Genomic DNA, 26,070 nt, shown 5'->3' on the forward strand with positions numbered 1-26,070 from the left:
ATTGTCAACAAAGCGTGTGGGGAGCGGGCGTGGGAGAGCGGGCCGAGATCGAGAAGCCGGTGGTGGACGCCATCCGGGAGGCGATCATCCGCGGCGAGTTCGTGCCGAACCAGCGGCTGGTCGAGGCAGACCTGTCCGCCCAGTTCGCCGCGAGCCGCGCCAACGTCCGCATCGCGCTGCTCGAACTCGCCAACGAGGGCCTGGTCGAGCGGGTGCAGAACCGCGGCGCGCGGGTCCGGGCGGTGTCGCTGGAGGAGGCCATCGAGATCTCCGAGGTGCGCATGGTCGTGGAGAGCCTGTGCGCGGAGAAGGCCGCCGAGCGCATCACCGACGAGGAGATCGGCGAACTGAAGGTCCTCGGCAAGGCGATGCGCAAGGCCGTCGCGTCCGGTGATGTCATGGGGTACTCGGGGCTGAACCAGGAGCTGCACCGCCGGGTGCGGGAGATCTCCGGCCAGCACACGGCGGGTCAGGTGCTCGAGCGGCTGCGCGCGCAGAGCGTGCGGCACCAGTTCCGGCTGGCCATGCGCCCGGGCCGCCCGTCGGTGTCGCTGCCCGAACACCTGGCGATCATCGACGCCATTTGCGCCCACGACCCGGCCGCGGCCGCCGCGGCGATCCGGCAGCACCTGAGCAGCGTGATCGAGGCGCTGCGGGAAGCCGAACAGGCCTGAGCCTCAGCCGACGCCTTCGACGGTCTCCAGCATCACCTTCAGCAGCCGGGCCAGTTCCTCCTGCTGCTCCGGCTCCAGGTTCGCCAGCGCGGCCTTCTCGCCTTCGAGGTGCGCGGGCAGCAGCTCGTCGATCAGCGCCACACCCCGCTCGGTCAGCCGGACCTGCACGACCCGCCGGTCGCGTTCGCTCGCCGTCCGCGACACCAGGCCGAGCCGCTCCAGGCGGTCGAGCCGCTTCGTGATCGCGGCGCCGGAGGACAGCATCTCGCGGCTGATCTGGCCGGGGTTGAGCACCTCGTTGCGCCGCAGCGCGCACAGCACGTCGAACTCGGCGCGGTTCAGGTCGTTGGCCAGCAGGAGGTCATCGGTCGCGCGGCGGATCAGCGACGCGAGCCGCAGCACCCGGCCGACGACCGCCATCCCGGTCGTGTCGAGGCCGGGGTGCACGTCCATCCACTGGCGCCGCACTCTGTCGACGAGATCACTCACCGCTGAGCTCCTTCGTACACGAATCGTTCGATAGTATTTTACTCGTGAATGATTTCGGCCGCCACGACCTGCTCCGCGCGCTTTCCCCGCGCGGCTGGTGGCACCTGCGCCCGGTCGACCGGGCACTGGTGTCCGCGTTACGGGCCATGACCGGGGCGAACATAGTCCTGGTCGCGGTTGTGATCGCAGGGCACACCGAGCTGGCGCCCGCCGCCGCGTTCGGCGGGATGACCGCGGTGCACGCCCGGTTCGAGCCGTACCCGGTGAGGGCCCGGCTGCTCGCCGTGATCGGCGCAGGTCTGACGCTCGCGGTCGGCCTCGGTGGGATGGCGTCGGCCGCCGGGTGGGGTCCGCTGCCGATCGCGATCCTGGTCGCGGCGGTCGCCGCGGTGGCGAAACTGGTCACGGACGGTATCCGGTCTGGGCCGCCCGGCGGACTCATGTTCGTCTTCGCCGCGGGCACCACGTCGGCGTTCCCGGTCAGCTGGCCGGGCGTCGCCGCGCAGGTCGGCGCCGCGGCCGCGGGGGCGCTCGTCGCGTGGGTCGTCGCGTTGTCCGGGTGGCTGTTCTTCGACCACGACAACGACCGGACGACCTCGTGGCGCGCGGGTTTGCGGGCCGCGGTGGACCGGTCGTCGCACGAGTGGCCGCGCGCGGTGAAGGTGTTCGCCGCGGTGCTGGCGGCCGGGCTGCTCGCGCACGCGTTCGGGCTCGGGCACCCGTACTGGGCGGCGGTCGCGGCGGCCGCGGTGCTGCAGGCCACCCACCTGCAGCACACGATGCACCGCTTCGTGCAGCGCGTCATGGGCACGGTCGCCGGCGTCCTGGTGGCCGCGCTGCTGCTGACGCTGGACCTGCCGCAGCCGGTGAAGCTCGCGGTGATCGTCGTCGCGTTGCTCGGCGCGGAGCTGACCGTCATCCGCAACTACGCGCTCGCGATGGTGTTCGTGACGCCGCTGGTGCTGCTGCTCGGCTCGATGTCGGCGCCGGTCGACACGGTCGCGGTCACCGCGGACCGGCTGGTGGACACGGTGCTGGGTGCGGCGATCGGACTGGCCGTCGCGCTGGTCCGGCCCGGCCGCGGCTACCAGCTGGCCTGAACTACTTGGCGCGCCGCGCCACCCACGCCACGGCCTGGGTGCGGCGCTGCATGCCCAGCTTCGACAGCACCGATGTGACGTGGTTCTTCACGGTCTTCTCGGCGAGGAACAGGCGCTCGGCGATCTCCCGGTTGGACAGGCCCTCGCCGATCAGCTCCAGCACCGTGCGCTCCCGGTCGGTGAGGCTCGCCAGCTCGTCCTCGGCGGGGTGGCGCAGCTTGTCCAGGACGCGGGCCGTGGTGACCGGGTCGAGCAGCGACCGGCCGGCGGCGACCTCCCGGACGGCGTTGACGACGTCCTGCCCGCGGACCTGTTTCAGCAGGTAGCCGGAGGCGCCTGCCATGATCGCGCCGACCATCGCCTCCTCGTCGTCGAAGGCGGTGAGGACCAGGCAGTACGGCGGGTTCGGCCGTGCCCGCAGCTCCCGGCACAGCGCGACGCCGTCGCCGTCCCCGAGCCGCACGTCGACGACGGCGACGTCCGGCTCGACGTGCATCGCGACGGCGAGGGCCTCGTCCGCGCTCCCCGCCTCGGCGACCACCTCGATGTCCGGCTCGTCGCTCAGCATTTCGCGCAGGCCGCGCCGCACGACCTCGTGATCGTCGACGAGCAGCACCTCGATGGCCATACCACCGAGCCTAGTCAGCGGGAGAGTTCTTCGACCGCCTTCGCGATGCGCCGCTGCCGGGTGGCGTCGGTCTTCGCGTCGGCGACCGAGAGCGTGTACCGGCGCTGCTGGCTGTAGGAGAGCTTGTCGAAGCCCGCACCCCGGCGGCTTCGAGCGCCTCGGCCAGGTCCGCGGGCACCTCCGCGACGCGGGGTTCGGTGCCCACCACGAGCTCGACCTCGACCTCGTCGCCCGCGGTCAGTCCCGCGCCTGCCCGGACCTCGGCGCTGACCGGCAGCATCGCGCGGCCGTCCATGGCGCCGACGCTGGTCCGGTACTCGTAGCCGTTGAGCCGGGCCCGGACCTCCGGCCGTCTGCCCGCGTCGAGGCCCTCCAGCACGTCGGGCGGGACCTCGATCCCGGTCGCGGTCGTCTTGCTCTGCTCGAGCGTCGCGCGGAACTTCACGCCGCCGCCTCCCAGATTCGCCGGGACGCGGCTATCGGGTCGCTGGTCACCGAGACCGTGACGTCCCAGATCCGGGTGATCCGGTTGTCCTTGTCGTACTCCGGCCAGCCGGGGTCGCCGGTCGTGGCGAACGAGATCCACGCCTTGCGGATCTCCCTGGACAGCGTCTCGGCCTCGGGCGGGGCCGGGTCGCCCAGCAGCATCTCCGCCAGCGGGCCGGTGTAGTTGCCGAAGGTGAGCGGCACGTCGAGCGCGTGGCAGGACCGCAGGATCCCGCCGAACGCGGGTGAGCGCCAGGTCAGCTCGTAGCACCAGCTGCGGCCGGGGTGGTTCTCCGCGGACCACAGCGACGGCAGGCGGAAGGCGCGGTCGGACAGGATGAGGACGTGCAGGTCGGCGTCGGTGATGCCCGGGTGGGCGGCCCGGTACTCGGCGACGGCGCCCGCGGGCAGGCCGACGGCGTCGGCGGTCGCGGCCGGGTCGGCGCCGGAGAGGTCTTGGCCCGCGACGAAGAGGGTGAACTCGTCGTGGTTGAAGCCGGCGACCAGGTCGACTTCGGCGCGCAGGTTGTGCCAGGGCAGGCCGGTGAGCAGGTCGCCGTCGACGACCGGCCCGAACGGCGTGATCTCGCCGGGCGCCATCTGCACGGCGTGGACGGCCTCGGACGGCACCTGCGCGAAGCCGTCGAGCGTGGCCGGGACGCCGAGGGCCGCCGCGATGCGCTCGGTGGTGCGCCGCACGCGGTTCTCGGAGAGGAACCCGTGCGCGATGCTCTGCCCGATGGCGCGGCGGAACAGGCCGCGCCCGGCGTCGGAGGCGGTCAGCGCCGCGACCGACGTGCCACCGGCGGATTCGCCGAAGATCGTCACGTTGTCCGGGTCGCCACCGAAGCCGGCGATGTTCTCCTGCACCCAGCGCAGGGCCGCGAGCTGGTCCAGGAAGGCCCGGTTGGCGGGCGCCCCGGGCAGCCAGCCGAACCCCTCCAGCCCGACGCGGTAGTTGAAGGTCACGACGACGACCCCGGCGCGGGCCAGGTTGGCGCCGTCGTACTCGGGCTGCCGCGCGGTGCCGACCAGGTAGGCGCCGCCGTAGATCCAGACCATGACGGGCAGACCGTTGCCACCGGAATCCGGGGTCCACACGTTGACGCTCAGGAAGTCGTCCCCTTCGTCCGGCCGCCAAGCCGAGGGCATGCCGGGAAAGAGCGACCCCTGCGGCGGCGAGGCCGAAAAGCGGACCGCATCACGCGTCCCGTCCCACGACTCCGGCTCGGTGGGCGCCTGGAACCGCGCGGGACCGGTCAACGGCCCGGCGAACGGAATGCCCTTGAAGGAGCTGACCACCCCGTCAGCCACGCCACGAACGGCACCGGAACGCGTCTGCACGATGGGATCCACCGGTCGTGGATATCACACGTTCTGCGAACGAAGTCACTCGTCGGCTTGATCGTCCAAGGCCCGTTGACCAGTCGTGCGGTAGCGGACGTGCGGACTGCGGACCGCCCCGCCGACGAGTTCGACCAATCCCTCCCCGCGCAGAATGCGGAGCCAGCGTGCGACGGCCTTGTCCGACACGCCGATCACCTCGGCGATTTCCGCGCGAGTGAGTTCGCGGCCGTCCAGGGCCGCGAGCACCTCGGCTCGCCGATCAGCGCGGGCCACCGCGGAGCCGGTGGTGCCCGGACCGATGCCGGGCGCGAGCTCGTACCTCGCCCAGCGTCGGCCCCCGAGCTGTGTGACGAGACCGCGCGCGACGAGATCACCGAGCTCGGCGGTGGCACGCCGTGAGTCGACGCCGGTGGCGCTCCGGTAGGTCTTGTTGTCCAGAGCCTGCTGGTTCTTGAGCAGCGCCAGTCCCAGGCACTGGCTGCCGGTGAGGCCCCGCTCTCCCAGTCGGCGAATCAAGTCGACCACTTCCGGACCGATGAGAGCGTGATTGGGGAATGTGACGCGGAAGAACGAGATTTTGTCGGCGAATCGGGGTGGGCTCATCGACGCGTTCCGCAGCGCGTCGAGCATGGTCCGGATGCCCGAACCGCGGTTTTCGCAGACCGTCCGCGTGCTTCCGGGGATGGGGACGTCTTCCAGCAGCCTGAGAAGAGTCGCGTTGCGGGCGGAGGAGATGCCTTCCTCGCCGAGGTTGTCCTCGGTGACTGGTCCGAACAGGCCGCCGGGGTTGCGGATCACCAGGCGGTCGGGGTACATCTCGACCTGGACCTGGGTGCCCCTGGAGTCCGGCGAGTAGTCCCGGTGCGCGAGAGCGTTGACGATCGCCTCGCGCAACGCGGCCTCCGGGTACTCCCACGTGTCGATGCGGCCTGCCCCGCGAACGGTGGCGCGGCGGCTCATGTTGCGGCGCAGGGCGGCGAGCGTGTCCCGGACCATGATCGGCACAGGTCCTTCCACCGCGACGTTGTCGATGAACCGTTCGCCGGTGCTCACATCCGCTCCGGAGACGGTCGGATAGTGCACGAACGTGACCATCAGCTGCGGGAAGAAGTCCTGTGGGTAACGCCCCAGAGCGAGCAGGCCGGCCAAGGTGACGCGGTCGCCGCTCAAGACCTTCGCCCGCCGCAGTACGGCGTGCCGGTCCAGATCGGCGAAGGCATGCGGTCTCCTTTCGCGGAGCCGTCCGACGAAGGCATCGACGAGTTTGCCGTCCAGCGTCTCGACCCCTGCGTCGGGCAGCACTTCTTCGTCGTCCTTGGGCTGTCCGCGATTGGCCACGAGGAGGTGGACCTCGTAGCTGCTGAGGCGCCGATCGTCGTCCCCGACCCGGACGAAGCTGCCTTGGTTCACTCCCGCGCCCTTGTAGAAACAAGGTTTGCGGGACCGGTCCAGAGCGGGCACCTCGGCGACGACCAGGTCGGCCTCTTCGAACCGGTGCACCTTGATGACCGGGCGCAGCGGCGGCTCCATTTCTTCCGCGCACACGGCGGCGAGGTCGGCGCTGACCTTGGCGGGGTCGAGCACCGCACCTCCGCATACTCACTGACTTGCTACCTCGCACGCTAGCGAGCATGTCAGTGAGTATGTGTGGTTACCCGGCCATCTCCTCGAGGAAGGCCTGAGTCTCCGGATCCGTCGAGTACACGCAGGTCCCCCGCATCCCGCGGATCAGCAGGACCTTGTACGTGTTCCGCACGAGCCGTCCGAACTCCAGGTCGTCGGCCTTCTTCGCGGCCGAGTCGTGGGAGTGCTCGCGGCGGGCGATCCAGCGTCCGCCGCGGCGGACGAGGTCCGGGCCGACGATCACGCCGGACCGGTCGTACTCGAAGCCCTGTGCCGTGTAGATGCAGCCGACCTGCCCGAAGCCGCGCTCGTCGGAGGCCCAGTAGTACGACTCGGGACCCGCTGGCCGGGTTTGGCGTTCCACGGGCGGCGCCCCCCGATCACCACGTCCTCCACGAGCCGCCTGCCCTCCGGAGTGAACTCCGGGTCGCTCCACCGCCAGCAGTAGCCCGCCGACAGCCGCCCGGTGCCGCCGTGGCTGTCCATCCGCTGCCGCAACCAGGCGTCCAGCGCGGCGGGCGTGGCGGCGCTGGCCACCACGAAGTCGTCGCCCAGCTTGCTCCACGGCACGGGCGGCAACCGGTCGAGGCCGAGCAGCCGGGCCCCCCAGGTGTCGAACGCGTCGGACCCGCCGCACCGGAACTGGCCGGACCGGCGCACGACCTCCAGGCGGCAGCCCCGCGACTCGGCCGCGGCGGCGATCTCCGCGAGCGACCCCATCTCGCCCGGCCGCACGGTCTGGTTCTCGTCGAGCAGGAACACCGGCACCGACGCCACGTTGATCAGCTCGTCGATCTGCCGTCCGGCCTTCTCCCGCAATCGCGGGACGGCGGAACCGGCGCGTGCAGACCCTGTTCAAGTACTTCAACGACTACATGGAGTCCGAAGCGCGCGAGCTGGACGTGCTGATCTGCGACGAGGCGCACCGCATCCGCGAGACCGGCGTGAAGCGCTACACGCCGCGCCGCCGCCTTGGCCCGCTCGACGGCCTGCATCACCACCTCGACCGCGACCTGCTGCTCGTCCAGGAGCACGAACTGCTCCCGCTCCTGGATCTCCCGCGCGGCGAGGTCCAGCAGCGGTTTGGTCGGCGCGTGCTCGAAACCGAGGAACTCGTCGGCCGAGCGCCGTTCCGCGTCCCGGTCGGCGGCGGGGTCGAGCCGACCAGGTATTCGCAGTACCGCCGGACCTGCTCGACCGGGTGCAGCACCGGATCGCGGCGCGAGGCGATCCGCACGAGGTCCGCCGCCAGCAGTTCGGCCTTCGACCACTGCTTCAGCTCGACCAGGACGTAGCTGGCCTCGCCGGTGCGCGGGTGCACGCCGCAGAGCACCGCGTCGACGCGCTTCGGGCTGTGCGGCAGCTTGTGCTCCAGCATCACCTCGACCTCGCCGAGCCCCGCGTCCACGAGATCGGCCAGGAACGGTCCGAGGCTGCGTGCCCAGGAGTCGATCTCGCTCTGGCCGGGGCGGCGTCCCCACTGGTGTCTGGCCTGCTCCGTCAACGTTCCGGGCAACTGACCGGCTTTCGCCTCCGCGAGAAGGTGATCGGCGCTGTGCCGAACAAGAGCCACTTCGTTCCCCCACTGGGCACGCGTCATCCACGTGCGGGTGGGGCCAGCGACGAAGTGGCTACTTCGGTGCCCGTCGGGCCGCGGGTGCCAGGTTAGTCGAAACGATCAACCGGGAAGCGCGACTCGTTGCGGTTCACCTTTGCTTCGGCGGCTTCCAGGAGGTCCACGCCGAGCACGTCGGCCAGCCGGGCGAGGTAGATGGTCACGTCGGCCAGTTCGTCGAGCACCGCGGCGCGCGTGGCCGGGTCCTCGAGCACCGAGGCGGACTCCGCGGGCGTCAGCCACTGGAACAGCGCTGTCAGCTCGCCCACCTCGCCGGACAGGGCCATCACCAGGTTCTTCGGCGTGTGGAACCGTTGCCAGTCCCGGGCGGTGGCGAACCCGGCCAGCCGCCGTTGCAGATCGTCGAGCGTCACAGGGCGCAGTATCCGGTGCCGCACGACCCGATCGGGTTGCGGTATCACTGTGGGTATGTCGCCGATCCCCGAGCTCCAGCAACGCCAGATCGATCGCTGGTGTGAGCGGCGGGTTCCGGCTGGTCAGCGCGGTGAGTACAGCGTGATGTCCCGCTGGCGCGGGCGCATCGTGACCCTCGTCGAGCGGCGTGCCGCATGGGCCAGCGGTGGCGCCGCCGAACGGCCGTTCGCGCAGCTCCGCTACGGCCTCGACGAGATGTGGTCGCTCTACTACCTCGCCGACGCGGGACGCTGGCGCCCCTACCCGCGCAGCGTCCCGGAGATCTCGCCCGTCCCCCTCCTGGACGACCTCGATCGTGGCGCGGAGACCGGCTACTTCTTCCAGTGGCTCAGCCCCTGCTGACGCTCACGCAGCGTCAGAGAAGACGACTCTGTTGGGTGACGGTCTCCTTCCATCGGGTGCGGCAGGATTGTCCGCATGACCTCGGCCCCGGATCTGCGTGCCTACCTGCGCACTCTCGACGCGGAGACGCTGGCCGAACTCCTCCTCGAACAGGCGGACCGTGACCCACGGTTGCGACACGAGCTGGAGTTGCGCGCCGTCGCGTACGGCACCGTCGGTCCGGTTCTCGACACTCTGCAACGACTCCTCGACGCCGGCACCCAGGCCGACCTGACCCCGCTGGCCCGCCGCATGGCCGACACCGAAGCCTCCGGCGCCGAGCTGCGCCGCGCGATCGGTCTCTACGCCCGCGCCTGCGCCGTCCACCGCCCCGACCCGCGCGAGCTCGCCGACTGGATCCTGGACACGCAGCTCGACCGGCCCGGCTGGCCAGAGATCAACCTCGCCGACTTCGCCGCCGCGCTCGGCGACGAAGGGCTCGCGCACCTGAAGGCCGCGCTCGCCGAGGCCCCGGAGAACGACGCCACCCGCCGCCTGACCGAGCAGCTCGCCGAGGTCACCGGCGACGTCGACACCCTCCTCGCGATCCTGTCCGCCCAGCCGCCCACCCCGGCCACCACGCTGCGCATCGTCCGCATGCTGCGCTCCGCAGGCCGCCACGGCGAGGCCATCGCCCACGCCGCCCGCACCGTCGTGCACCCACGCGAGGGCGTGCTCGCCCTGCGCCGCGCCGAGTTCCGCCGCCACCCGTCGCCGGACACCTACCGCGCGTTGCGCGCCGCCGCCGAGGAGCTCGGCCGCTGGCCCGAGGAGCGCGAGCAGGCGCTCGCCCGCCTCGCTGAACACGACCCGGCCCAGGCGATCCCCGTCTACCGCCTGCACGTCGACGAGCTGATCCAGCTCAAGGACCCCGGCGGCTACCGCGAGGCGGCCCAGCGGCTGCGTGAGCTGCGGGCCCTGCACAAACGCGCGGACCGGGTGCCGGAGTTCGGCGAGTACCTGGCCGGCCTGGTCGAGACGCACAAGCGCAAGACCCGCCTCCTCGTCGAGGTCCGCAACGCCCGCATCGCCCTGCCCAGGGTGGTCGCCGGCCGCGGAGCTGCCACCATGGGCGCATGAGCCCGGTCAGCCGGAAGCGAAAGCCCGCTAAGAAGAAGTCCGGCGTCTCCGACGAGCGACGGCAGCTGCTCAAGACGGTGCTCGCCGACGCGCAGGACGCGCTGGCCGAGCGCGACCCGGTCGAGGTGGAGCTGGTGGCGTCGGCGATCCTCGGCGACTTCTGGCGCCCCTCCGACGAAGGCCGCGACGTCGTGCTGCCGCTGATCGACGACGCCGCCCGCCGTCCGAGCCCGGCCGCCCGCGCGCTGCTGCGGATGCTGCAGCACCTGGCCCTCACCGAGGAGCAGCGCGGCAGGGCCGAAGCGGCGGCGGACGCGTTCTCCGCGATGCCCGAACCGCCCTGGGACCTGGGCGACCTCACGGTCACCGGGTGCTGGCAGCAGGCCGACGTGTACGGCGACGGGGCCACCCTGCTGCTGTGCGCCGAGCGGGCGGGCCACGCGCACGGGCTCGTCGCCGACGTCGAGCTCAGTGGCGGCGGCCTCGGCGACGTCTACCTCACCGACCACGTGGACGACCTGGTGGACAGCATGCGCGCGGGCGAGGAGGCCAGCGAGGTCCTGGTGACCGAGCAGATCCCCCTGGCGAGGGCGCGCCGGATCCTGGAGGACGCGGTGGCGGTCAACGACAGCGCCGCGGCCCTGCTCCCGGACGTGATCGCCGAGGACCCGCTCACCCCGCTGCGCGCGCTGGTCGCCGCCCGGCTGCGGGCCATGCCGCCCGCCGAGCCGCCCGCGGAGCCGCCGACGTTCACCGAGGAGGAGCGGGAGGAGCTGGTGCGCGCCTTCCTCGCCGAGGCCGACGGCGTCCGCGACGACCGCTGGTTCACCGACTGCGTCCGGTTCGTCGTGGACTACGGCTGCGACGACGACTTCGGCCGCCCGCTGCGGGTGGGCCCCGGCAAGTTCGACCTCCTCATCGAGGACGTCCTCAACACCGAGGGCGTCCCCAAGGAGTTCCTGGCGACCCTGCCGGAGGTCCTGCCGCCGTGGGGACGCTGGGCGGGCGAGCGCTCCGGGCTGCGGCCGGCGGCGATCGACCGGCTGCTGGCGGAGCTGGACGAGATCATCGAGGAGTTCCGCGACCTGCTCGCCGAGGAAGACGCGGATTTCGATCATGAAACGGGTGGTGCCGCGCCGATCGCGCTGCGACGCGAGTAGGCCAGGATGTGCGGGGTGACGGATCTCCGCGCCTACCTGTCCTCCCTCGACACCGAGACGCTGGCCGGATTGCTCCACGAACAGGCCGAACGCGATCCGGAACTGCGTCGGTCGCTCGAACTGCGGGCCGCGGCGACCGAGCCGCAGGCGGAGGTCGCGAAGATCGGCCCGGTGCTGGACACCGTGCAGCGGCTGCTCGACTCCGGCACCCGCGCCGACGTCGCCCCGCTGGCCCGGCGCACCGTCGAGCGCATCTGCCGCGACGAGGGCGACGGCACCGAACTGCGGCGCGCCCTCGCCCTCTACGCGCGGGCCTGCGCGGCCCGGCCGCCGGACCCCGTCGAGCTGGCCGACTGGCTCGCCGGCATCGCGTTCGACGGGCGGACCGAGATCGACCTGGCCCAGTTCGCCGGTCCGCTCGGCGAGACCGGGCTGGCCCAGCTGCGGTCCCACGTCGACCGGGCAGGCCGCGACCGGGCGAAGCGGCCGGTCGCCGAGCGGCTGCACGAGCAGCTCGTGGAGATCTCCGGCGACGTCGACGGCCTGGTCGCGATCCTGTCCAAGCAGCTGCCGAGCATGGAGGCGAGCCTGCGGATCGTGCGCGTGCTGCGCGCCGCCGGTCGCACGAGCGAGGCGATCACCTACGCGGCGCGGGCCCTCAAGCAGGACCCGGCGGCCACCGAGCTCGCCGACGACGTGCTGGGCCTGCGGCGGGCGGAGTTCGACCGCGAGCCGACCGTCGCCAACGCGGACGCGCTGATCGAGGCACTGGTCGGGGCAGGCCGCGAGGACGAGGCGGCGGAGCTGCTGGAGGTCCACCGGGGCCACGTGGAGGAGCTGATCGGCGGCCGGACCGTCGAGCAGTACCGCGAGGCCGCCCGCGCCCTGCGCCGGCTGCGCACGCTGTACCGCACGGTCGGCCGCCCGGCGGACTTCGCGCCCTACCTGGCCGAACTGGTCGGCAGGCACAAGCGGAAGGCCCGGTTGATCACCGAGATCCGGAACGCCCGGATCGCGCTGCCCAAGGACTGAAACGCCGATCCCGCGCGTCGGCCCGGCCGCCGCTGGTGCGAACATGAGCGCATGACCGAGGTGCCGCAGCCGGAGACCGCCTTCGACGAGGTTCTGAACGCCTTCGCCGAACTGGGGAACGACGCCGATCCGACCCGCGTCGAGCTGGTCACCTCGGAGATCCTCGGCGAGTGGTGGGAGGCCGACGACGACCTCGCGGCAGGCCTGATCGACCTCGCCGCGAGCACCGCCGAGCCGGAGCGCCTGGTGGCGCCGCTCGCCGCGCTGCGGGTCCTGGCCACGGACGAGGATCAGCGCGAGGCCGCGGGCCTGGCGCTGGAGAAGTTCGGGCTGCCCGAGCCGGCCTGGGCCGCGAAGCTGAACCAGGTCACGCCCGGCGCCTGCTGGCGCGCCACCGACGTCTACGGCGACGAGAGCTCGGTGCTGGTGTCGTTCGGCGACCACGGGCTGGTCGTGTCGATCAACTACGGCAGCTTCGGCGGCTGGGTCACCGACGCCGCGATCGTCGAGTCGCCGCAGGACGTGCTGGCCGAGCTGCGGGCGGTCGGCGAGTCCGCGGAGATCAGCCCCGAGCAGGCCCACGAGGTGATCGCGGACGCCTTCGCGGGCACCGAGTGGCAGGCCGAGCCCGAGGTGGGCGAGGACTTCGTCCGGTTCCGCGCGCTCGCGCTCGCCCGGCTGCGCGCGTTGCCGGAGCCGGCGGAGGTCGCGGAGCCGGAGCCGTTGTCGGTCGAGGAGCAGGCCGAGGTCATCGACTCGTTCTTCGCCGCGGCCGGGAACGAGGTCGGCGACACCGAGAACGCCCGCGTGGTCGCGCTGCGGCTGATCGAGTTCGGCCTGGAGCACGACGCGCGGCGCCCGCTGCGGGTCGGCCCAGCCAAGCTGGAGTCCTTTGTGGACTTCGTGGACGACGGGCAGGTCGAGCTGACCGAGGAGCAGGACGCGGCGATGGCCGCGCTGCTGCCGGTGTGGGCGCGCGTGTTCGGCGAGCGCCAGGGCCTGCCGGAGGACGCGCTGACCGCGCTGGTCGAGGCGGTCGAGGACCGGCTGGACGACCGCGAGCCGGAGGAGGAGTCCGCATTGGACGCCTACCTGGCCGGCTCGGAGGACCTGACCCCGGAGGACGTGCAGGACCTGCTGGAACGCCGCCAGTTCGCGCTGCCGTCGCTGACGGTCGAGACCGAGGACGACGAGGTCGAGCTCGACCCGTCCGACCCCGAGCAGCGCCGGATGCTGGTGCTGAGCGAGTTCGCGGCCGAGTTCGAGGACGACGACGAGTCGGAGCTGCGGGCGGTGGCGCTGACGACGGTGGTCGACCAGCTGTGGGACGGCGAGCCCGCCGAGACCTGGATCGCCGCCCAGCGCCTCACCGAGTCCGGCCTGGAGCGCGACGAGGTGCTGGCCGAGCTGACGGCGGTCCTCGAGGAGCACCTCACCCAGGACGAGGACGGCGAGCTGGAGTTCGACCTCGACGACTACGTCGCCGCCCTCGACGAGCTGGACCCGGGCGCGGAGGACTAGGGCACGGCGGTCGTCGGGGTCTCCGCGGCCACGGGGTCGAGCGGGCGCTTGCGGCGGCGGTCGGCGAGAGCGTCTTCGAAATCGAGGACGAACGCACCGAAGGCCATCACCAGCAGCACCGTGATACCGAGCACGGCGCCGATCCACGTGATGATGATCGCGAACATCGGCGTGCCTCCTCCCTGGTCAGGGCGCATTTTCTGCACTCCAGGGTGAGCTTTGCGAGGTGCCGGCGGTATCGGCCAACCGGTTACCGCTCGGTCGCCGGGGTCAGCCGTTCGGCCGAGGGCGCGCCTACAGTTTGCGCAGGCGGACGCGGTTGATGCTGTGGTCCGGGTCCTTCCGGAGCACCAGCGTCGCGCGCGGGCGGGTCGGCAGGATGTTCTCCACCAGGTTCGGCTCGTTGATCGTGCGCCACAGGTGCCGCGCCTCGGCGCGGGCCTCCACGTCGTCCAGCGTCGCGAAGTGGTGGAAGTGCGAGGCCGGGTCCGCGAACGCCGTGCTGCGCAGCTTCAGGAACCGCTCCACGTACCAGCGCTCGATGTCCTCGATGTGCGCGTCCACGTAGATGGAGAAGTCGAACAGGTCCGACACCGTCAGGCTCGGACCGGGCTGCAGCACGTTCAGGCCCTCGATGATGAGGATGTCCGGCCGGTTCACGACCTGCTCCTCGCCGGGCAGGATGTCGTAGGCGAGGTGCGAGTACACCGGCGCGCTGACCGACTCGGCGCCGGACTTGACGTCGGAGACGAACCGCAGCAGCGCGCGGCGGTCGTAGCTCTCCGGGAAGCCCTTGCGGTGCATGATGCCGCGGCGGACCAGCTCGGCCTTCGGGTAGAGGAAGCCGTCGGTGGTCACCAGGTCGACGCGCGGGTGGTCGGGCCAGCGCGCGAGCAGGGTGCGCAGGATCCGCGCGGTGGTCGACTTGCCGACCGCGACGCTGCCCGCGATGCCGATGACGAACGGCACCTTCGTGCCGCGGCAGTCCTCGCCGAGGAAGGTCGTGGTGGCTTCGTAGAGGCGTTGACGCGCCGCGACCTGCAGGTTGATCATCCGCGACAGCGGCAGGTAGACCTCGGCGACCTCGGTCAGATCGATCTGCTCCCCGAGCCCCCGCAGACCGCGCAGCTCCTCGGCAGTCAGCGGCAACGGGGTGCTGCGACGCAGCTCCCGCCACTGCTCCCGGTGGAGCTCGACGTACGGGCTGAGCTCACGTACCCGTGGCATTCCCACACTCCTTGCCCGTCGGTGGGCTGGGCTGGCGTCGACATCTCCGGTAACGCAGGTTCAACGGTAGGTCTTACGGCGCGTAAATGCGCTGTGACCTTCTACACGCACCCCGGAAACCGTCGCTGACCAGCGCGGGAGTGCTAGCGGCGCCGGAAGACCTCGTCCCAGGCCGCCGCCACCTGGCGCGCGCAGGTTTCCGGGCTGACCCCGCCGACGCCGGTGCCGAGACCGGGCATCGCGATGGTCCCGACGACCGCGCGTACCGCCACGCCCTGCTCCAGCACGCCGTCGCGCCACTGCAGGAACACCGCCCGCGCCGCCAGGTACGGGTGGACCGTGTCGGCGGGCAGGCGCTCGCCGGGTTCGCGCATCGTCGGCGCGCTGATCAGCCACGCGGGGGCGGGCTCGCCGGTTGGGACCACGACCGCGCTGCCCACCGGCAGCTCGCCGCCGTGGTAGGCGAGGATCGTGCTGCGGACGTTCTGCTCGACGTTCGGGAAGGCACGCGCGTACACGGCGTCGATCCCGCCGCGCATCCAGCCGAACGAGTTCGCCGGGCTCACCACGGCGTCGGCGACCACGTCCAGCACCGAACCCCGGTGCACGAGCACCGATCCGGTCATGGTGTCCACAACGGAGCGCCACGCGCTGGCGAGTGGTTCGTCGACGGCACACAGCACCAGGACGGGAGTCGAGGGTGCGACCTGGTCCTCCGTTCGGTTGCCGGTGGGTTGGGTGCCCGATTCGGCAGTCACCCCTACACCATGCCAAAAAACGCGACCCCGCGTAACCATGCGGCGCACTCGAATGCCTGACCACACCAAGACGCGGCGCGGTGCGTAGCCTGTCCGCGTGTCACGGATCGCATATTTCGGGCCGGTCGGGACGTTCACCGAGCAGGCGGCGCGCACTTTCATGGCGGCGGGGGACGAACTCGTCGCCGCCGAGACGATTCCGAAGGCGCTGGACGCCGTGCGGCGCGGCGAAGCGGACGCGGCGTGCGTGCCGGTCGAAAACTCCGTCGAGGGCGCGGTTCCCGCGACGCTGGACAGCCTCGCCGTCGGCGAGCCGTTGATCGGTGTTGCGGAAGCCTTGCTGCCAGTGCATTTCAGCGTTCTCACGCGGGACGACGTCGGCGAAATCCGTACTGTGGCGAGCCATCCGCACGCGCTCGCGCAGGTCCGGAAGTGGCTGGAGGACAACCTGCCCGGCGCCCGCGTGGTGGCGGCCGGCTCGACCGCGGCGGCCGCGGTCGCCGTGCAGGCGGGGGAGTTCGACGCCGCCGTGACCGCGCCGGTCGCCGTCGAGCACTACCCGCTCAAGGTACTGGCGACGGAGGTCGCCGACGTCCGCGACGCCCGCACCCGGTTCCTGCTGATGCGGCGGCCCCCGGTGGTGCTGCCGGAGCCGACCGGCGCCGACCGCACCTCGATCGTCGCCGCGGCCGCCAACCGCACCGGCACGCTCGCCGAACTGCTCACCGAACTCGCGACCCGCGGCATCAACCTGACCCGCCTGGACGCCCGCCCGCACAAGCAGAACTTCGGCGAGTACCGGTTCTTCATCGACTTCGAGGGACACGTCGCCGAGCCGCGCATCGCCGACGCGCTCGCCGCGCTGCGCCGCCGTTGCCGGGATGTCCGGTTCCTCGGTTCGTTCGCCCGGGCCGACGGCGTGGCGGCGACCATCGAACCGGCCGCCCGCAACGAAGACTTCACCGACGCCGCGGACTGGGTCGCCGCGGTGCAGAGAGGGGAGCAGGCGTGAAGCTGTACCTGGTCCGGCACGGGCAGACCGCGTCCAACGTCGCGAAGAAGCTGGACACCGCGCTGCCCGGCCCGCCGCTCACCGAGCTGGGCCACGAGCAGGCGCGGCAGCTGGCCGAGAAGCTCGCGACCGAGCCGGTGGAGGCGGTCTACGCGTCGCACGCGACCCGTGCCCAGCAGACGGCCGCCCCGCTCGCCCAGGCGCTGGGCATGACGGTGAAGCGGGTCGAGGGTGTGCACGAGATCGTCGTCGGCGACCTGGAGGGCCGCCACGACCGGGAGGCGATCGAGCACTACCTGACGGTGCTCAGCCACTGGACGCGGGGCGAGCTGCACGTCCCGATGCCCGGCGGGGAGACCGGCGAGCAGGCCAGGGCGCGGTTCACCGGTGCGATCGCCGGTCTGGCCGAGCGTCACGACCTCACCCGATCGGACGGTGTCGTGGTGCTGGTCTCGCACGGTGGGCTGATCCGCATCGGCGCGGAGTGGCTGGCCCCGAATGTGCGGCCCGAGCTGGCCGATCAGGGCCTGATCCCGAACACCGGCATCGTCGAGCTGGAGATCGCCGCGGATGGTGGCTGGCAATGCCTGAACTGGGCCGGTTTGCCCATGTAGGCGACCCGTCGGGCGGTGACGCAGAGTGTCTTGTTGTAGTTTCACCGCATGTCACGATGGGTCGTCGGAAAATCGCGTGACACCACGCAACCCGGCGTGTGGACCGCACGTCTCCCGGGTAGTGCTCCGATCGGCACAGGGAGGGGAAAGATCGTGGTTCGAGGACATTTCCCGCGCATCGGGCTGGGTGTGGCGGCGGTGGCGGCCGTCCTGGCCGGTTGTGGCACCGCGGGCACAGAGAACGCCCAGCCGCAGTCGGGGGCGCCGACGACGCCAGGGGCCACCACCTCCAGCAGCCCGTCCACGTCCCAGCCGACATCCGAACCGGACGCGGCGACCAGCACGAAGGCCGGCGAGACGCTGTGCAAGTCCGGCGACCTCAAGCTGAGCCTCGGCCGCGGCGACGCCGGCGCGGGCACCGTCTACCGGCCGCTGATCTTCACCAACGTGAGTGACCATCCGTGTGTGATCCAGGGTTTCCCTGGCGTCTCGTACGTCGCCGGGGAGGACGGCCACCAAGTGGGCCCGGCGGCGGTCCGGCAGGGCGAGAAGGGCGGCGCGTTCACGCTGAACAACGGCGACACCGCCTACGCCGAGGTCGGGTTCGTCAACGTGCAGAACTACGACACCGTGACCTGCCAGCCGCAGCCGGTGCGTGGCCTGCGGGTCTACCCGCCGCAGGAGACGGCGTCGATGTTCGTCGAGCTGCCCACCACGGGCTGCGCGAGCGAGAAGATCCCCGGTGACCAGCTCACCGTCAAGACGATCGAGAAGGGCAACGGCGAGTAGCTAGACCGTGCCGCAGATTTCGCGAGCCTGGGCGAGGTGCCGCCGCCCGTTGGGGTCGGCGAAGTTGAGGCTCAGCGCCATCCGCCGCACGCCGTCGATGTGGTCGGCCAGGTCGTCGTAGGTCGAACTGACCTCGGCGGCCGCCGCCGCGAGCGCGTCCGCCGCCATGATGTGCTGCAGCACGCCGGGTTCGAGTGTGCCGCGGCCGACGCGGCCCTCGGGCAGTGGCTCGGCCCTGGCCAGCGCGGCGCACGCCGCCTTCGCGTCCGCGGTCGGGCCGCTCACCGCGGTGGTCGACGCCCACAGCACGCCGATCATCCCCGCACCCACCGCGAAGCCGGCGACACCCGCCAGCACCAGCCGGCGCCGCGCCGCCACCGGCTCCTCGGACTCACTGATCCGCATAGGACATTCCAGCACCGACCGGACGCCCGCACCATACGCTGACCGGCCCCCATCCGGGGGTGGCACGCGCGGGCCCCGGCGACGACCATCGGGTCCATGACACCGACGTCCCCCTACGACCGGCCGGACGCCTGCGTCGCCCGGCTGCTGTGCGATGACCACCCGGACGGCGACGTGGCCTTCACCGTCGTCGAACCCGACCTGACCAGCCGCGACCTCACCTTCGGCGAGCTGCGGGACGCCTCCGCGCGCTTCGCCACCGCGCTGGCGGATCTGGGGGTCGGGCGCGGCGACCGGGTCGCGACGCTGATGACGAAGTCGGCCGAGTTCGTCGTCGCCGTGCTGGGGATCTGGCGGCTCGGCGCGGTGCAGGTGCCGCTGTTCACCGCCTTCGCGCCGCCTGCGATCGAAACCCGGGTCGGCGGCGTCAAGGTGGTCGTCGCGGACCCGTCGCAGCGCGCCAAGCTCGACGAGGTCCCCGGTAAGCGGCGGGTGATCGTCACCGGTGCGGCGAGCGGCGACGACCTCGCGTTCGCCGACCTGCTGCGTGCGGAACCGCAGCCGGAGCCGGTCGCCGTGGGCGGCGACGGGACGATCGTCGAGCTGTTCACGTCCGGCACGACCGGTGCGCCGAAGGGCGTGCCTATCCCGGCGCGGGGGATCGCCGCGTTCCGGATGTACCAGGAGTTCGGCCTGGACCACCGGCCCGACGACGTGTTCTGGAACGCCGCCGACCCGGGCTGGGCCTACGGCCTGTACTACGCCGTGATCGGCCCGCTCGCGCTCGGGCAGCGCAGCCTGCTGCTGCACGCCGGGTTCTCCCCGGAGCTGACCTACTCGGTGCTGGAGCGGTTCGGCGTCACCAACTTCACCGCGGGGCCGACGGTCTACCGCGCGCTGCGCAACGCCGATGTGCCCGTGCCGGACGGGTTGCGGCTGAGGCACTGCTCGTCCGCGGGCGAGCCGCTGAACCCGGACGTCATCGAGTGGGCGGAGAAGGCGTTCGGCGTGCCGATCCTGGACCACTACGGACAGACCGAGCTGGGCATGGTGATCGCGAACAGCTGGCACCCGGACGTTCGCGGCGAGCTGCGGCCGGGGTCGATGGGACGCGCGCTGCCCGGCTGGCGGGCCGAGGTGTTGCGCCCCGACTCCGACGAGATCGCGCCGCCCGGCGTGCAGGGCCGGGTGGCCGTCGACCTGGAGCACAGCCCGCTGATGTGGTTCACTGGCTACCGCGACGCGCCGGAGCGCACGGCGGAGCGGTTCTCCGCCGACGGCCGCTGGTACCTGACCGGTGACGTGGCCACCAAGTCCGCGGACGGCTACTTCACCTTCGCCTCGCGGGACGACGACGTCATCCTCATGGCCGGGTACCGGATCGGGCCGTTCGAGGTGGAAAGCGTGCTGCTGCAGCACGACGCCGTCGCGGAGGCGGCCGTGGTCGGCCTGCCGGACGAGTTGCGTGGCGAGGTGCTGGCCGCGTTCGTCGTGCTCCGCCAGGGCGCCGAGCCGGGCGAGGAGCTGGTGGCGGAGCTGCAGCAGCTGGTGAAGACGAAGTTCGCGGCGCACGCCTACCCGCGCCAGGTGCACTTCGTGTCCGAGCTGCCGAAGACCCCGAGCGGCAAGTTGCAGCGGTTCCTGCTCAGGAAGAGCTGACCGGCTCGCGGTCCATCGAGAACCGCCACAGCAGCAGCGCGGCGAGCGCGGCCAGCGCGATCTGGGCGCCGCCGGACACCGCGAAGGTGGCGCTCGCGCTGCCGAGCACCTCCGTCAGCGCGCCGCCGACCAGCGCGCCGAGCGGGATCGCGCCCCACACGACCGTCCGCCACACCCCGAGCACGCGGCCGAGCAGCTCGCTCGGCACCAGGGCGTGGCGGGCGGTCGCCAGCACCACGTTCACCGCGACGACGGCCGCCGCGAACAGGCCGAACAGGGCGGCGGAGGCGACCGGCTGGTGGACGAAGCCCATCGCGCCGAACCCGACGCCACCGGCGAAGATCCCGGCCACCAGCACCGGCCGCCGCCCCGCCCGCCGCACCAGCCGCGGCGCGACCGCCGCGCCGGCCAGCCCGCCGATGCCGCCGACGAACGTGAACAGCCCGAACGCGGCCTCGCTCAGCCCGAGTTCCTCCAGCGCGTACAGCACCAGCTGGGCCTGGGCCATCTCGCTGACGAAGCTGATCAGCCCGGCGATCACCACCAGACGGCACAGCAGCGGGTGGTGGACCAGCCACTTCAGCCCGTCGACCAGGTCGGTGCGCAACCGCGTCGGCTCGGCCCGGGTCTTCGGCCGGAAACTGCCCGTCAGCCCGACGAGCAACGCCGCGGCGATCGCGAATCCGGCCGAGTTCAGCAGGAACGGGAACGCGGCGAACAACGCGAACGTGAGGCTGCCGACCGGCCCGCCCAGGAAGGTCTGGCCGAGGATCTCGGCGGCCTGGAACTTGCTGTTCGCGCTCTCCAGCTGATCCGGCCTGGCCAGCGCCGGGATCATCGCGTTGCCCGCGCTCTCCGCCACCGTCTCGGCCGCGCCCAGCAGGAGCGCGGCGACGTAGACGAGCCAGATCGACAACGCGCCGGTGTACACGAGTAGGGCGGTCAGCCCAACGACCACCGCGCGCATCACGTTGGCCAGCAGCACGGCGCGCTTGCGGTCCACCCGGTCCGCCAGCGTCCCCGCGAACACGCCGAGCAGCAGCCACGGCAGGAACTGGGTCGCGGACAGGGCGCCGATCTGCACCGGGTCCCGGGTGAGGGTGGTGGCCAGCAGCGGAAAGGCGACCTTGCCGATCCCGTCGGCGAGGTTGCCCACCCCGTTGGCCGCCAGCAGCCAGCTCAGCCGCCGGTCCGGCATGCGTCCTTCATGATCACCCTCGGTAGCGTGCTGGTTCCCCAGTGCTTTGAATGCTGCCATGCGAGGGGTTCGGGATGCGAGTTGATGAACCCGAAATGGGGGCGGGGAAAGACAAAAGATGCCTCGCCGGCGGGCAAGCTCCGGGGAGGATGGGCTGGGTCGTGTGGGTGGTCGTTTTGGGCTTGCCCGTTGCGTTGGCCCACCCTGGTGGGTTGCCTCTGAAGACGTTGGTGGTCGTCTTTACTGCGGGCCTAGCCCCAGCCGAGTTCGTGTAGGCGGCTGTCGTCGATGCCGAAGTGGTGTGCGATTTCGTGCACCACCGTGATCAGCACCTCCTCGACCACCTGCTCCTCCGAATCGCACATGGCGAGGATCGGTGTGCGGTAGATCGAGATCCGGTCGGGCAGCACGCCGCCGTAGTCGCTCGTTCGCTCGGTCAGCGCCACGCCGTGGTAGAGGCCGAGGATGTCCGGCGCCTCGTCGTTGTGGTCCTCCACCAGCACGACCACGTTGTCCATCGCGCCGGCCAGTTCCTCCGGCACCTCGTCCAGCGCGTCGGCCACCAGTTCCTCGAACCGGGTCTTCGACATCTCCACGGGCACAGGCCACTACCTGCCCGGGCTCGCGGGCGGAGCCGGCGTCCCGGCCTTGCGGATGCTGCCCGTCACCGGCGCGAGGCCGCTGTTGTCCGGCAGCTTGGCGCCGACCTTGCAGTTCACCAGCGTCGAACCGGCGTCCCAGCTCTCCTGCTCCCTGATGTCCCACGTCAGGATCAGCTTCTGCGCCGCCAGGTCGACCTCGCCCGCGTAATCCTGGACCGCCCGGTTGCACTCGGTGTCCAGCCAGATCTTCTGGTCGTTCTGCGACGGGTAGCCGTCCTGGAACTTCGTCTTCAGGTCCAGCGTGGCGACGATCTCGTAGGAGTGCGGCTGCGCGCAGTCGATCGGGTTGCCGACCGTCTTGTCGACCAGCGCCAGGCACGTGCCGGGCTCCCACACCGCCGACTGCGACTGGCCCGCCGCGTTGCCGATGATCGGCTCCAGCTTGCCGCCGGGAGCGGCCCACTGCAGCACGCACCGCATGTCCCGGTCGCCGTCGGCCCACTCGTCGTTTCCGGGGCGCAGCGCGCTCACCGTGAACCGGCCGAACGGGTCGAGCTGCTCGTTCAGGTACGTCTCCACACCGGCCGTGCAGCGTTCCAGCGCGATGTCCCGCCACTGGTCGACCGTCGGCGCGGGCGCGTTCGGCGGGTACTTGTCGCCGATGTTGACCACGCCGGTCACCTCGTACAGGTGCGGCTGGGTGCAAGGCACGACGTGGATGTCCGACACGTCCGGCATGGTCCACGTGACACAACTGCCGGGCGGCGCGGTGAACGCGGCCTTCGCCTCGGGGGACTCCTCCACCTTGCCGCCGCCGCTGACGGCGCCTCCCCACGAGAACGTGACGCTCAGCGACAACGCCAGGATGGCGCCCAAAAACACACCCGCCATGACCAGGCGGGTACGCAGCGTGGTCTTCTCCACTCCATCTCCGAGCATCGCGTCCCATAATGCCTGCGTCAGCGGGACGGGACACCCCGCGGGTGGTTAGGGTGAGCGCGATGACAGACGACGGTGCGCCGGGCGGCCAGCAGCCCCCGGAAGAACAGCCCCCGCGCGGCTCGATGCGGTTCCAGGACCCGTCGACGGCCGAGCGACGGGAGCCCACGTTGGCCGAGCAGCGCGCTCGGCGGCAGGCGCTGGAAGACCAGGCCCGCCAGGAGGCCGCCGCGGAGCAGGCACGCGCCCAGGCGGAGCAGAAGGCCGCCACCCGGCGGAAGGTGCTGATCGGCAGCGGGGTCACGGTCGGCCTCGTCGCCGTCGTGGCGACCTGGTACCTCGCGGGCACCGGGGAGACGGTCAACGCGGTCTGCACCGACAGCAACGGCACCGTTCAGCCGGACGAGTACTGCGACGACAACTACGCCACCAGCCACGGCGGGTACTACAACTCGGCCACCGGGTTCTGGTTCATCCCGATCGGCGGCGGCCAGTACAGCCAGTACCGCTACAACTACGGCGGCACCGGCACGGTCGGCCAGCCCGTGTCCGGCGGCACCTACACGAAGCCGTCCGGCAACACCACGGTCAAGACCCAGTCGGGCAAGACCGTGCAGCGCGGTGGCTTCGGCATCAGCGGCAAGTCCAGCGGCGGCGACGGGAAGAGCGGGGGATCCTAGGGTGCGAAGGGGGACCGCCCAGCCGCGGCGGGACTGGCAGCGCATCGTCGAAGAGCAGGGCCTCGTGTTCGGCACGCCCGCCCGCTACGGATCGGGTCAGGAGCGGCCGTACTGGGACGAGTCGGTGCACTACGTCCTGGAGATGGACGAGGTGCTCAGCCTCGAAGCCGACGTCGAGCTGCTGCATTCGATGTGCCTGGAGGCCGTCGACAACGTCGTGCTGACCGAGCGCTACCGCGAGTTCGGCATCCCGGAGTGGGTGTGGCCGCACATCGCGGAGTCGTGGAAGCGCCGCGACCCGCACGTCTACGGCCGCTTCGACCTGCGCTACGACGGCAACGGCCCGGCGAAGCTGCTGGAGTACAACGCCGACACGCCGACGTCGCTGCTGGAGGCGTCGGTGCTGCAGTGGCACTGGAAGACCGAGGTCTTCCCGGACGACGACCAGTGGAACTCGGTGCACGAGCGGCTCGTCGAGCGCTGGCAGGAGATCCGCGGCCAGCTGCCCAGCAACGAGCTGTACTTCACCTGGTCCAGCGCCGACCCGACGGGCGAAGACCACATCACCACCTCCTACCTGCAGGAGACCGCGGCCGAGGCCGGCCTGGACACCGTCGGGCTGGCGATCGAGGAGATCGGCTGGGACCCGGTGCTCAAGCGGTTCGTCGACCTCGAAGAGGCGCCGATGAACACCGTGGTCAAGCTGTACCCGTGGGAGTGGGTGGTCGAGGAGGAGTTCGGCCGCTACGCCGCCGAATCGCTGCCGCGCACCCTGTGGATCGAGCCGCTGTGGAAGATGCTGCTCTCCAACAAGACGCTGCTGGCGATCCTGTGGGAGAACTACCCGGGCCACCCGAACCTGCTGCCCGCGTTCGTGGACCAGCCCGGCGTCCTCACCGAGTACGTGCGCAAGCCGAAACTGGGCCGCGAGGGCGCCAACGTGCAGATCGTCGCGCCCGGCTACGAGACCGAAACCGGCGGCGTCTACGGCGCCGAGGGGTACGTCTACCAGGCGTTCGACCCGCTGCCCGAGTTCGACGGGTTCCGCCCGGCGCTGGGCGCGTGGATCGTCGGCGACTCGTCAGCCGGCCTGGGCATCCGGGAGACGGCGGGCCTGGTCACCGACGACGGTGCCGCGTTCGTCCCACACCGCATCCCGCAATCGTGATAAACCACCCGCGATCATTCACACCACCTAACTGGGAGAATCCGTGACCCACACCCTCGCGCTGGCCGAGACGTTCGGTTCCGATCTCGTGCGCGGGATCGGTGCGATCCTGCTGTACGGCGTCATCGGTCTGCTGCTGATGCTGGTCGGGTTCTACGCGATCGACTGGACCACCCCCGGCAAGCTGTCCGACCTGGTGCGCCGCGGCCTGCCGAACGCGGTGATCGTCACGGCCTCCGGGATGCTGTCGATGGCGTTCATCGTGGTCGTCGCGATCTTCAACTCGGCCAGCGACCTCACCGAGGGCCTGATCACCTCGCTGGTCTACGGCCTGCTCGGCATCATCGTGCAGGTCCTGGCGGTGCGGCTGTTGGAGTGGTCGACGCGGATCGACGTGCGCGGCACCATCGAGAGCGAGGTGTTCGCGCCGGCCAGCATCGTCGTCGCGGCCGCGCACCTGGCGCTGGGTCTCGTCGTCGCGGTCTCGATCAGCTGACCCGGAGCCCCTAGGGTGGGTGTGTGCGCCTGCTGAGGACTCCCGAAGACCGGTTCACCGATCTCCCCGACTTCGACTACCCGCCGCTCTACTGCGACCTGGAGAGCGAGCACGACGGCATCGTCCGGATCTCCTACGTGGAGGCAGGCCCGTTCGACGGTCCCGTCGTGCTGCTCCTGCACGGCGAGCCGAGCTGGTCCTTCCTCTACCGCAAGGTGCTGCCGGTGCTGGCCGACGCCGGGATCAGAGCGATCGCGCCCGACCTGATCGGCTTCGGCCGCTCCGACAAGCCCGTCGACGTCGCCGACCACACCTACGCGCGGCATGTCGAGTGGATCCGCTCGTTCGCGTTCGATGCGCTCGACCTGCGTGACGTCACGCTGGTCGGGCAGGACTGGGGCGGTCTGATCGGCCTGCGCGTCGTCGCCGAGAACCCGGACCGGTTCGCGCGCGTGGTCGCGGCCAACACCGTCCTGCCCACCGGTGATCAGTCCATGCCGGACGAATGGCTCGCGTTCCGCGCCGCCGTGCAGAAGGCGCCGGTGCTCGACATCGGACGGTTCGTGCAGTCCGGCTGCCGCACCAGGCTCAGCGACGAAGAGCGCGCCGCCTACGACGCCCCGTTCCCCAACGAGATGTACAAGGCAGGCCCGCGCGCCATGCCCGGGCTGGTCCCGACCACTCCGGACGATCCGGCGAGTGAGGCGAACCGCCGCGCCTGGTCCGTACTGTCCGAACTGGACATCCCGTTCCTCTGCGCCTTCGGCGACAGCGACCCGATCACCGGTCCGGCGGCCCCCGTCCTGCAGCGCGCCATGAAGGGCGCGGCAGGCCAGGACCACCGGACGCTGGCGAACGCGGGCCACTTCCTGCAGGAGGACCAGGGCGAGGAGCTGGGCCGGATCGTCGCCCGGTTCGTCACCGGCTGACCGCCGCGGACGCCACGGTGGCG

The 26,070-nt window shown here is 71.4% G+C and carries 30 protein-coding genes and 2 pseudogenes; 16 read left to right on the plus strand and 16 right to left on the minus strand.

Features of this window, described 5'->3' with window-relative positions:
* The first annotated feature begins 29 nt into the window (after positions 1-29).
* Positions 30-674, plus strand: coding sequence for a GntR family transcriptional regulator (locus tag AMETH_RS00920; protein WP_017986142.1), 645 nt, complete (start codon positions 30-32; stop codon positions 672-674).
* A 3-nt stretch (positions 675-677) separates the two neighbouring features.
* Here AMETH_RS00920 and AMETH_RS00925 read toward each other — a convergent pair whose 3' ends face one another.
* Positions 678-1,163, minus strand: coding sequence for a MarR family winged helix-turn-helix transcriptional regulator (locus AMETH_RS00925; protein ID WP_026153689.1), 486 nt, complete (start codon positions 1,161-1,163; stop codon positions 678-680).
* A 44-nt stretch (positions 1,164-1,207) separates the two neighbouring features.
* Between AMETH_RS00925 and AMETH_RS00930 the strand changes: the two genes are divergently transcribed.
* On the plus strand, positions 1,208-2,263 hold the full coding sequence (locus AMETH_RS00930) for an FUSC family protein (protein ID WP_017986144.1): 1,056 nt from the start codon (positions 1,208-1,210) through the stop codon (positions 2,261-2,263).
* Position 2,264: 1 nt separating this feature from the next.
* Here AMETH_RS00930 and AMETH_RS00935 read toward each other — a convergent pair whose 3' ends face one another.
* The 7 genes and pseudogenes from AMETH_RS00935 to AMETH_RS41945 all read right to left on the minus strand — a co-directional run bounded on the left by AMETH_RS00935 (position 2,265) and on the right by AMETH_RS41945 (position 7,166).
* Complete coding sequence (locus AMETH_RS00935) at positions 2,265-2,891, minus strand: response regulator (protein WP_017986145.1); 627 nt, start codon at positions 2,889-2,891, stop codon at positions 2,265-2,267.
* Positions 2,892-2,905: 14 nt separating this feature from the next.
* A pseudogene (locus tag AMETH_RS42315) lies at positions 2,906-2,971 on the minus strand (YdeI/OmpD-associated family protein); the annotation flags it as partial.
* A gap of 188 nt (positions 2,972-3,159) precedes the next feature.
* Positions 3,160-3,336, minus strand: a pseudogene (locus tag AMETH_RS42320) (DUF1905 domain-containing protein); the annotation flags it as partial.
* Complete coding sequence (locus AMETH_RS00945) at positions 3,333-4,733, minus strand: carboxylesterase/lipase family protein (RefSeq protein ID WP_026153690.1); 1,401 nt, start codon at positions 4,731-4,733, stop codon at positions 3,333-3,335. The pseudogene AMETH_RS42320 and the gene AMETH_RS00945, both read right to left, overlap by 4 nt.
* A 33-nt stretch (positions 4,734-4,766) precedes the next feature.
* Positions 4,767-6,308 carry an ATP-binding protein gene (locus tag AMETH_RS00950; RefSeq protein ID WP_017986147.1) on the minus strand — a complete coding sequence of 514 codons (1,542 nt, stop codon included), beginning with the start codon at positions 6,306-6,308 and terminating at the stop codon, positions 4,767-4,769.
* 67 nt (positions 6,309-6,375) lie between these two features.
* Positions 6,376-6,630 carry a DNA/RNA helicase domain-containing protein gene (locus AMETH_RS41940; protein WP_323806998.1) on the minus strand — a complete coding sequence of 85 codons (255 nt, stop codon included), beginning with the start codon at positions 6,628-6,630 and terminating at the stop codon, positions 6,376-6,378.
* Positions 6,588-7,166, minus strand: coding sequence for a DNA/RNA helicase domain-containing protein (locus tag AMETH_RS41945; RefSeq protein WP_026153692.1), 579 nt, complete (start codon positions 7,164-7,166; stop codon positions 6,588-6,590). Before AMETH_RS41945 ends, AMETH_RS41940 begins: the two co-directional genes overlap by 43 nt.
* Positions 7,167-7,189: 23 nt before the next feature.
* Here AMETH_RS41945 and AMETH_RS41950 point away from each other — a divergent pair, with 23 nt between their 5' ends.
* Positions 7,190-7,642, plus strand: a complete 453-nt coding sequence (locus tag AMETH_RS41950; RefSeq protein ID WP_017986148.1) for a DEAD/DEAH box helicase family protein — start codon at positions 7,190-7,192, stop codon at positions 7,640-7,642.
* A 370-nt stretch (positions 7,643-8,012) separates the two neighbouring features.
* Here the strand turns inward: AMETH_RS41950 and AMETH_RS00965 are convergent, their stop codons facing one another.
* Positions 8,013-8,336: a nucleotide pyrophosphohydrolase gene (locus AMETH_RS00965; RefSeq protein WP_017986149.1), complete on the minus strand. Its 324-nt coding sequence runs from the start codon at positions 8,334-8,336 to the stop codon at positions 8,013-8,015.
* Between the two features lie 55 nt (positions 8,337-8,391).
* Between AMETH_RS00965 and AMETH_RS00970 the strand changes: the two genes are divergently transcribed.
* From AMETH_RS00970 to AMETH_RS00990, 5 genes are all read left to right on the plus strand, one after another.
* On the plus strand, positions 8,392-8,739 hold the full coding sequence (locus tag AMETH_RS00970; protein ID WP_017986150.1) for a DUF3024 domain-containing protein: 348 nt from the start codon (positions 8,392-8,394) through the stop codon (positions 8,737-8,739).
* A 75-nt stretch (positions 8,740-8,814) separates the two neighbouring features.
* On the plus strand, positions 8,815-9,858 hold the full coding sequence (locus AMETH_RS00975) for a hypothetical protein (RefSeq protein WP_017986151.1): 1,044 nt from the start codon (positions 8,815-8,817) through the stop codon (positions 9,856-9,858).
* On the plus strand, positions 9,855-11,018 hold the full coding sequence (locus AMETH_RS00980; protein WP_017986152.1) for a hypothetical protein: 1,164 nt from the start codon (positions 9,855-9,857) through the stop codon (positions 11,016-11,018). Before AMETH_RS00975 ends, AMETH_RS00980 begins: the two co-directional genes overlap by 4 nt.
* A gap of 6 nt (positions 11,019-11,024) precedes the next feature.
* Entirely contained in the window at positions 11,025-12,050 is a 1,026-nt protein-coding gene (locus AMETH_RS00985) for a hypothetical protein (RefSeq protein ID WP_038531788.1), read from the plus strand.
* Between the two features lie 51 nt (positions 12,051-12,101).
* Positions 12,102-13,571 (plus strand): hypothetical protein, encoded by a 1,470-nt coding sequence (locus tag AMETH_RS00990; protein WP_017986154.1) that lies wholly within the window; start codon positions 12,102-12,104, stop codon positions 13,569-13,571.
* On the opposite strand, the gene AMETH_RS38500 is transcribed toward AMETH_RS00990, so the two are convergent.
* The 3 genes from AMETH_RS38500 to AMETH_RS01000 form a co-directional block, all read right to left on the minus strand.
* Positions 13,568-13,738: a hypothetical protein gene (locus tag AMETH_RS38500; protein WP_017986155.1), complete on the minus strand. Its 171-nt coding sequence runs from the start codon at positions 13,736-13,738 to the stop codon at positions 13,568-13,570. The genes AMETH_RS00990 and AMETH_RS38500 overlap by 4 nt on opposite strands.
* Before the next feature lie 127 nt (positions 13,739-13,865).
* Entirely contained in the window at positions 13,866-14,798 is a 933-nt protein-coding gene (gene coaA, locus AMETH_RS00995) for a type I pantothenate kinase (RefSeq protein WP_017986156.1), read from the minus strand.
* Between the two features lie 143 nt (positions 14,799-14,941).
* Positions 14,942-15,556: a macro domain-containing protein gene (locus AMETH_RS01000; protein ID WP_026153693.1), complete on the minus strand. Its 615-nt coding sequence runs from the start codon at positions 15,554-15,556 to the stop codon at positions 14,942-14,944.
* A 97-nt stretch (positions 15,557-15,653) separates the two neighbouring features.
* Between AMETH_RS01000 and pheA the strand changes: the two genes are divergently transcribed.
* The 3 genes from pheA (at position 15,654) to AMETH_RS01015 (ending at position 17,971) form a co-directional block, all read left to right on the plus strand.
* The gene (gene pheA / locus AMETH_RS01005; RefSeq protein WP_017986158.1) at positions 15,654-16,568 is read left to right on the plus strand and encodes a prephenate dehydratase; all 915 of its coding nucleotides are present in this window, start codon (positions 15,654-15,656) and stop codon (positions 16,566-16,568) included.
* Complete coding sequence (locus AMETH_RS01010; protein WP_017986159.1) at positions 16,565-17,182, plus strand: histidine phosphatase family protein; 618 nt, start codon at positions 16,565-16,567, stop codon at positions 17,180-17,182. The genes pheA and AMETH_RS01010 overlap by 4 nt, the downstream gene beginning before the upstream one ends.
* A gap of 153 nt (positions 17,183-17,335) precedes the next feature.
* Entirely contained in the window at positions 17,336-17,971 is a 636-nt protein-coding gene (locus AMETH_RS01015; RefSeq protein ID WP_051079480.1) for a DUF4232 domain-containing protein, read from the plus strand.
* On the opposite strand, the gene AMETH_RS01020 is transcribed toward AMETH_RS01015, so the two are convergent.
* Positions 17,972-18,376, minus strand: a complete 405-nt coding sequence (locus tag AMETH_RS01020; RefSeq protein ID WP_017986161.1) for a hypothetical protein — start codon at positions 18,374-18,376, stop codon at positions 17,972-17,974.
* 96 nt (positions 18,377-18,472) lie between these two features.
* Here AMETH_RS01020 and AMETH_RS01025 point away from each other — a divergent pair, with 96 nt between their 5' ends.
* Complete coding sequence (locus AMETH_RS01025; RefSeq protein ID WP_017986162.1) at positions 18,473-20,035, plus strand: AMP-binding protein; 1,563 nt, start codon at positions 18,473-18,475, stop codon at positions 20,033-20,035.
* Here the strand turns inward: AMETH_RS01025 and AMETH_RS01030 are convergent.
* The 3 genes from AMETH_RS01030 to AMETH_RS01040 all read right to left on the minus strand — a co-directional run bounded on the left by AMETH_RS01030 (position 20,022) and on the right by AMETH_RS01040 (position 22,774).
* Positions 20,022-21,233 (minus strand): MFS transporter, encoded by a 1,212-nt coding sequence (locus AMETH_RS01030; RefSeq protein WP_017986163.1) that lies wholly within the window; start codon positions 21,231-21,233, stop codon positions 20,022-20,024. The two genes, AMETH_RS01025 and AMETH_RS01030, sit on opposite strands and share 14 nt — an antisense overlap.
* Before the next feature lie 251 nt (positions 21,234-21,484).
* Complete coding sequence (locus AMETH_RS01035) at positions 21,485-21,835, minus strand: metallopeptidase family protein (RefSeq protein WP_017986164.1); 351 nt, start codon at positions 21,833-21,835, stop codon at positions 21,485-21,487.
* 6 nt (positions 21,836-21,841) lie between these two features.
* Positions 21,842-22,774 carry a septum formation family protein gene (locus tag AMETH_RS01040; protein WP_223843024.1) on the minus strand — a complete coding sequence of 311 codons (933 nt, stop codon included), beginning with the start codon at positions 22,772-22,774 and terminating at the stop codon, positions 21,842-21,844.
* A gap of 125 nt (positions 22,775-22,899) precedes the next feature.
* Here AMETH_RS01040 and AMETH_RS01045 point away from each other — a divergent pair, with 125 nt between their 5' ends.
* From AMETH_RS01045 to AMETH_RS01060, 4 genes are read left to right on the plus strand one after another with little or no spacing between them, the layout of a single operon-like run.
* On the plus strand, positions 22,900-23,454 hold the full coding sequence (locus AMETH_RS01045; protein ID WP_017986166.1) for a hypothetical protein: 555 nt from the start codon (positions 22,900-22,902) through the stop codon (positions 23,452-23,454).
* A gap of 1 nt (position 23,455) precedes the next feature.
* Complete coding sequence (locus AMETH_RS01050) at positions 23,456-24,622, plus strand: glutathionylspermidine synthase family protein (protein ID WP_017986167.1); 1,167 nt, start codon at positions 23,456-23,458, stop codon at positions 24,620-24,622.
* Positions 24,623-24,665: 43 nt separating this feature from the next.
* The gene (locus AMETH_RS01055; RefSeq protein ID WP_017986168.1) at positions 24,666-25,118 is read left to right on the plus strand and encodes a DUF350 domain-containing protein; all 453 of its coding nucleotides are present in this window, start codon (positions 24,666-24,668) and stop codon (positions 25,116-25,118) included.
* A 23-nt stretch (positions 25,119-25,141) separates the two neighbouring features.
* Positions 25,142-26,047, plus strand: a complete 906-nt coding sequence (locus tag AMETH_RS01060) for a haloalkane dehalogenase (RefSeq protein ID WP_017986169.1) — start codon at positions 25,142-25,144, stop codon at positions 26,045-26,047.
* The last annotated feature ends 23 nt before the right edge of the window (positions 26,048-26,070 follow it).

This window comes from Amycolatopsis methanolica 239 (assembly GCF_000739085.1).
Taxonomy (GTDB): domain Bacteria; phylum Actinomycetota; class Actinomycetes; order Mycobacteriales; family Pseudonocardiaceae; genus Amycolatopsis_E; species Amycolatopsis_E methanolica.

What these genes read in the sequence shown, in the direction of transcription:
- AMETH_RS00935 (WP_017986145.1), bottom strand. Translation starts at nt 2,891, where the DNA reads ATGGCCATCGAGGTGCTGCTCGTCGACGATCACGAGGTCGTGCGGCGC.
- AMETH_RS00970 (WP_017986150.1), top strand. Translation starts at nt 8,392, where the DNA reads ATGTCGCCGATCCCCGAGCTCCAGCAACGCCAGATCGATCGCTGGTGT.
- AMETH_RS00975 (WP_017986151.1), top strand. Translation starts at nt 8,815, where the DNA reads ATGACCTCGGCCCCGGATCTGCGTGCCTACCTGCGCACTCTCGACGCG.
- AMETH_RS00980 (WP_017986152.1), top strand. Translation starts at nt 9,855, where the DNA reads ATGAGCCCGGTCAGCCGGAAGCGAAAGCCCGCTAAGAAGAAGTCCGGC.
- AMETH_RS00985 (WP_038531788.1), top strand. Translation starts at nt 11,025, where the DNA reads ATGTGCGGGGTGACGGATCTCCGCGCCTACCTGTCCTCCCTCGACACC.
- AMETH_RS00990 (WP_017986154.1), top strand. Translation starts at nt 12,102, where the DNA reads ATGACCGAGGTGCCGCAGCCGGAGACCGCCTTCGACGAGGTTCTGAAC.
- AMETH_RS38500 (WP_017986155.1), bottom strand. Translation starts at nt 13,738, where the DNA reads ATGTTCGCGATCATCATCACGTGGATCGGCGCCGTGCTCGGTATCACG.
- coaA (WP_017986156.1), bottom strand. Translation starts at nt 14,798, where the DNA reads ATGCCACGGGTACGTGAGCTCAGCCCGTACGTCGAGCTCCACCGGGAG.
- AMETH_RS01020 (WP_017986161.1), bottom strand. Translation starts at nt 18,376, where the DNA reads ATGCGGATCAGTGAGTCCGAGGAGCCGGTGGCGGCGCGGCGCCGGCTG.
- AMETH_RS01025 (WP_017986162.1), top strand. Translation starts at nt 18,473, where the DNA reads ATGACACCGACGTCCCCCTACGACCGGCCGGACGCCTGCGTCGCCCGG.
- AMETH_RS01030 (WP_017986163.1), bottom strand. Translation starts at nt 21,233, where the DNA reads ATGCCGGACCGGCGGCTGAGCTGGCTGCTGGCGGCCAACGGGGTGGGC.
- AMETH_RS01040 (WP_223843024.1), bottom strand. Translation starts at nt 22,774, where the DNA reads ATGCTCGGAGATGGAGTGGAGAAGACCACGCTGCGTACCCGCCTGGTC.
- AMETH_RS01045 (WP_017986166.1), top strand. Translation starts at nt 22,900, where the DNA reads ATGCGGTTCCAGGACCCGTCGACGGCCGAGCGACGGGAGCCCACGTTG.